The sequence below is a fragment of the Sulfitobacter sp. 1A13679 genome (assembly GCF_043557115.1).
In the GTDB taxonomy this organism is placed as follows: domain Bacteria; phylum Pseudomonadota; class Alphaproteobacteria; order Rhodobacterales; family Rhodobacteraceae; genus Sulfitobacter; species Sulfitobacter faviae.
The window spans coordinates 1-4,499 of the sequence record NZ_JBIFFO010000049.1 but is presented as its reverse complement, the minus strand read 5'-3'; the positions used below and the strand labels follow the sequence as shown (position 1 = coordinate 4,499).

Annotated in this window: 3 protein-coding genes; all 3 read left to right on the top strand. The window is 58.0% G+C overall.

Annotation, left to right across the window (positions count from 1 at the left end; genetic code table 11):
* The first annotated feature begins 826 nt into the window (after positions 1-826).
* The 3 genes from ACGYLA_RS19350 (at position 827) to ACGYLA_RS19340 (ending at position 4,140) form a co-directional block, all read left to right on the top strand.
* Positions 827-2,812 (top strand): multicopper oxidase domain-containing protein, encoded by a 1,986-nt coding sequence (locus tag ACGYLA_RS19350; protein ID WP_009827245.1) that lies wholly within the window; start codon positions 827-829, stop codon positions 2,810-2,812.
* Positions 2,813-2,838: 26 nt separating this feature from the next.
* Positions 2,839-3,558, top strand: a complete 720-nt coding sequence (locus tag ACGYLA_RS19345) for a copper resistance protein B (RefSeq protein ID WP_065335300.1) — start codon at positions 2,839-2,841, stop codon at positions 3,556-3,558.
* Positions 3,559-3,642: 84 nt separating this feature from the next.
* On the top strand, positions 3,643-4,140 hold the full coding sequence (locus ACGYLA_RS19340; RefSeq protein WP_009827247.1) for a plastocyanin/azurin family copper-binding protein: 498 nt from the start codon (positions 3,643-3,645) through the stop codon (positions 4,138-4,140).
* Positions 4,141-4,499: the final 359 nt, after the last annotated feature.

Genomic DNA, 4,499 nt, shown 5'->3' with positions numbered 1-4,499 from the left:
ACTTGCAAATTCGGCGAGTTAACGTGACAACACCCTGTGGAGTTCTACGGCTTGGTATGAGTTCCGTCCCAAACACTTGCATTTAGCGGATATTCCGAATGAACTGGCTTACAAGGGCGAAGCTTGGAAAGGCTGTAGCCTCAGAGCGCACAGCGAGAGTTTTTGCAATCCGCTGCATTAATAAATCTCAGAAAAACACAAGCATGTCTGATTGGCACACGATCTCGCTTTCTGACGCTGCACGCAGGTTATTTCAGGGATGTATTGCTGCAGCGAGTAAAGTCCTCCGAACCAGGTCCGCGATAGCCTCTATCAACGTCTGATCGCTATCTCCAGATGAGTTGTTGATCAATTCTTGGATGAGCCTGTCTTTCGCCGATCATCTCTGGAAACCGGGCATAGCAAGCGAAAGATGATCTACATCAAGCGCGTTCGCGAACCTTCGGGCAACTGCGTAGGCGCCCCTTCGCCCTTCCCGAACCAAAGCAAATCACATCAGCAACCACCCACCCTACCGACGGTCAGCACACCCTAACCCCATATGTAACCATATGTATTCTTGATCCTTTGCAGGCGTTCCGGCGATAAAACCTCCAGTTCCACGGAGGGCACGTGAATCATGGATCCGACAAATTCAGAACTCGAAACAGGCCCCGCGCTGACCCTCGCAAGTTGCAAGGCAGAACCGCGCGTAAACGCCCCCCGGCACGTGCCGTGTTCGAAGCGAACTGTGCCGAGCCGGGTGCGACTGACCTCCAAAACGCCGTCGAACCCTTGAGCACGCGCGCTGCGGCACCTTTCAGACAGACTAATACAAGGAAAACGAATGCAATTCTTCAATAGAAAGCAGCTGGCCCTCTGGGATACGGCGCTCAGTACCTCTGAAGAGCTGGCGAAGGGGTTGTCGCGGCGTCAGTTCGGCTTGGCTGCGGCTGCGGCTTTTGCGATGCCCAAAGCGTTGAGCGCGCATGGCTCCACGCAGGTGACCTCTCAGGGAACCTACAATATCACAGTCGACCCGGTGCGCATCAACACGGGCGATTTTCAGAAGATGGGCGTGGGCTACAACCGCAGCCAGATTCCGACGATCCTGCGCTTCAAGGAAGGTGAGGAGGTTACGATAAACGTGACCAACAACCTCAGCGAAAGCACCTCGATCCACTGGCATGGACTTATCGTGCCCTTCCGTCAGGACGGCGTTCCGGGGATCAGCTTCAACGGCATCGCCCCCGGTCAGACCTTTACCTATCGCTTCCCGATCCAGCAGGCCGGGACCTATTGGTTCCACAGCCATTCAGGCCTTCAGGAGCCGGATGGCGCCTACGGTGCGATCGTGATCGAGCCGCGCGGCAGGGAACGCATACCAGCGCACCGCGACTATGTCGTTCAGCTGGCCGACAAACATCCCCATCCGGGCAACCGCATCTTGCGGAACCTCAAGATGCAGTCCGACTACTACAACCGTTCGCAGCGCACTTTTCAGGACCTGATCCGGGACGCCCGCATGGACGGTCTCAAGGCGACGCTGAAAGAGCGCCGCATGTGGGGGCGCATGCGCATGCTGCCGAGCGACGTCGAAGACGTGCAGGGATTTACCTCGCTGATCAACGGTCGCAGCACGTCGCAAAACTGGACCGGTTTGTTCCGGCCCGGTGAGAAGGTCCGCCTTCGGATCATCAACTCCTCCGCGATGACCTACTTCGACATGCGGATACCGGGACTGAAAATGGTCGTCGTGCAGGCTGACGGCAACGATGTGGAGCCTGTCGCCGTGGATGAACTGCGGGTCGCGGTTGCCGAGACCTATGATGTCATCGTCCAGCCTACGCAGAACAAGGTCTATAGCATTATTGCGGAATCCATGGGCCGCAACGGGCTTGTTCGGGGCACCCTGTCACCCAGAGAGGGCTATGCCGGTGCCGTGCCCCGTCTCAGACCCAAGCCCTTGCTCACCATGGCCGACATGAGCGGCATGATGGGCGGTATGGGTATGGATATGGGCATGGGTATGGGCGACCACGTCATGCAGAACATGACCGGAATGAACCACACCGACATGACAGGCATGGACCATTCAAACATGCAATCCAGCCAGCAGCCCCCGATGCCTGCGATGACCCCGTCAGAGGAAAAGCCGAAGAAAAAGACTTCGATGGCTGGGATGGACCATACGCAGATGCAAAAGCCTGCGATGGACGGCATGGACCACACGCAGATGCAGCAGAAGAAAAAGGCACCGATGTCAGGCATGAACCATGCCCAGATGCAGAAGCCCGCAATGGACGGTATGAGCGGCATGGACAGTATGAGCGGAATGGCAATGTCTGATGGCGGCGATCCGTTCTATGTCCCGGGCAGCGGACTGACGCCTGTCGCGTACAACGGCGGCAAGTTCCTGTCCTACGCAGACCTGCGCGCCGCCAGCCCTCGTTACCGTCACCGCGCACCCTCACGCACCATCGTGTTGCGGCTGACCGGTAACATGGAGCGCTACATCTGGTCGATCAACGACGTGAAATACGACGATGCCGCCCCGATCACGCTCCGATACGGCGAGCGGGTGCGCATGCGGTTCATCAACGAAACGATGATGTCGCATCCGATGCACCTGCACGGGATGTGGTCGATCATCGATGCCGGTCACGGTCCGCGCAATCCCATCAAGCACACCGTGAACATCAATCCCGCCGCCACGACGGACATCGAAGTCGAGGCCGACGCCCCCGGTCAATGGGCGTTCCACTGTCACCTCAGCTACCACGCGCGGGCGGGAATGTTCCGCAAGGTCGTGGTCAAGGGACGCGCGGCTTGAGCCGGGAAATACAAAGGACGAACGTAATGAAATACAGTCAACTCGCCGGACTGGCCGGCCTCATCCTTCCTTGGGCCTCGCTCGTGCAGGCTCAGCCCGTCAAACAAACCGAACAGCTGATCTGGGGCGTGCAGGCGGAACAGTTGGAAATTCGCGCACTGGATGACGAAGAGGTCCTTGTCTGGGATTTCGACGCCCTCATCGGCACGGATGAGCTCAAGCTGGTGTGGCGCAGCGAAGCTGAATACGGTCTTTCGTCCGATGAGTTCGAAAGCCTCGAAAACCAGCTACGTCTCCGGTTTCCAATCTCGACCTTCTTTAACGGCGTGGTCGGAGCCTATGCCAGCACACCCGAGGGCGTTCCGGAACGCTACGCGGCTGTCGTGGGGGTAAAAGGGCTCGCGCCGCAGTGGTTCGAGATCGACGCCGATCTCTACCTCTCCGACTATTCGTTCTTCAGTTTCGAGGCGGAATACGAACTGCTCCTTACCAACCGTCTGATCCTGACCCCGAACATCGAGATCGATATGCCGCTGAAGGATGACATCGCCCGGGGGCGGGGTGCGGGTGGCGCAGTCATGGAGATCGGTGCGCGGCTGAGTTACGACCTCATCGACCGTGCGGTCTCACCCTATATCGGCGTCAACTACGAGACCTCGTTCGGCGACACGCGGGACATCACCCGCGCGGCCGGTGGGGATACAGATGAGTTCTCGGTCGTGATCGGTACACGCCTTCAATTCTGAGATTTGTTCCTGCGGGAGCAATCCGGAGGGCTGATGAGTCCTCCGGCCAATACCTGAACCCAAAAGCAACCAAGGACTAAACAGATGAAACATCTACTGCTGACAATCGCACTGGCTTCCTCCTTTGCGGCACCGGGGTTTGCCGGCGAAGCGGCTCACGGAAACAAGTCCGGCGACACCCATGGAGAAATGAAGATCGGCATGCCCGGCGATGCCGCTGCGGTGGACCGCACGGTCGAGATCGACATGGTCGAAACAGACGACGGCGAAATGCTGTTCAAGGGCGGCGATCTGGATTTCAAAGAAGGCGAGACCGTCCGTTTCGTCGTCCGCAACGAGGGCGAGTTGGACCATGAGTTCATTCTCGACTCGCAAAAGAAGAACGCCGCGCACAAGAACGAAATGGCGGATATGAGCGGTATGAATATGGGTCATAATGAGCCCAACCGCATCCGGCTCGCGCCCGGCGAAGATGCCGAAATCATCTGGACATTTGCAAATAACGGCACGTTCGAAGCTGCTTGCCTGATCCCCGGTCATTACGAATCCGGCATGTTCCGCGAAGTCTCCGTTACTCACTAAACGGTCAGTGCGGATCGCGAGCACCGCCTTGCGATAACGTTAATACCAGAACGGGCGTACACCGCGCCCGTTCTTTCCCCCGTTGGGCGCCCGTCTGCGACGATGGTGTACCGCGCCAGCGGCGGTAGTACCCAGATCCGACGTTTGCAGCAACGCCAGATCGAAGCTGAAAGCCGGGGCCTGACGAAGGCCGAACGCAGAACCCGTGAAAGAAAAGGGACATTGAAGGGCACGAACTCGGCCGTCTCGACAACCGAAGGGCTGCGCCCGATCGATACGGGTGATACATCGCGCCCATTGTTCAAGGTGGAGAGATGGTGAATTGAGGTGTTGTCACGTTAACTCGCCGAATTTGCAAG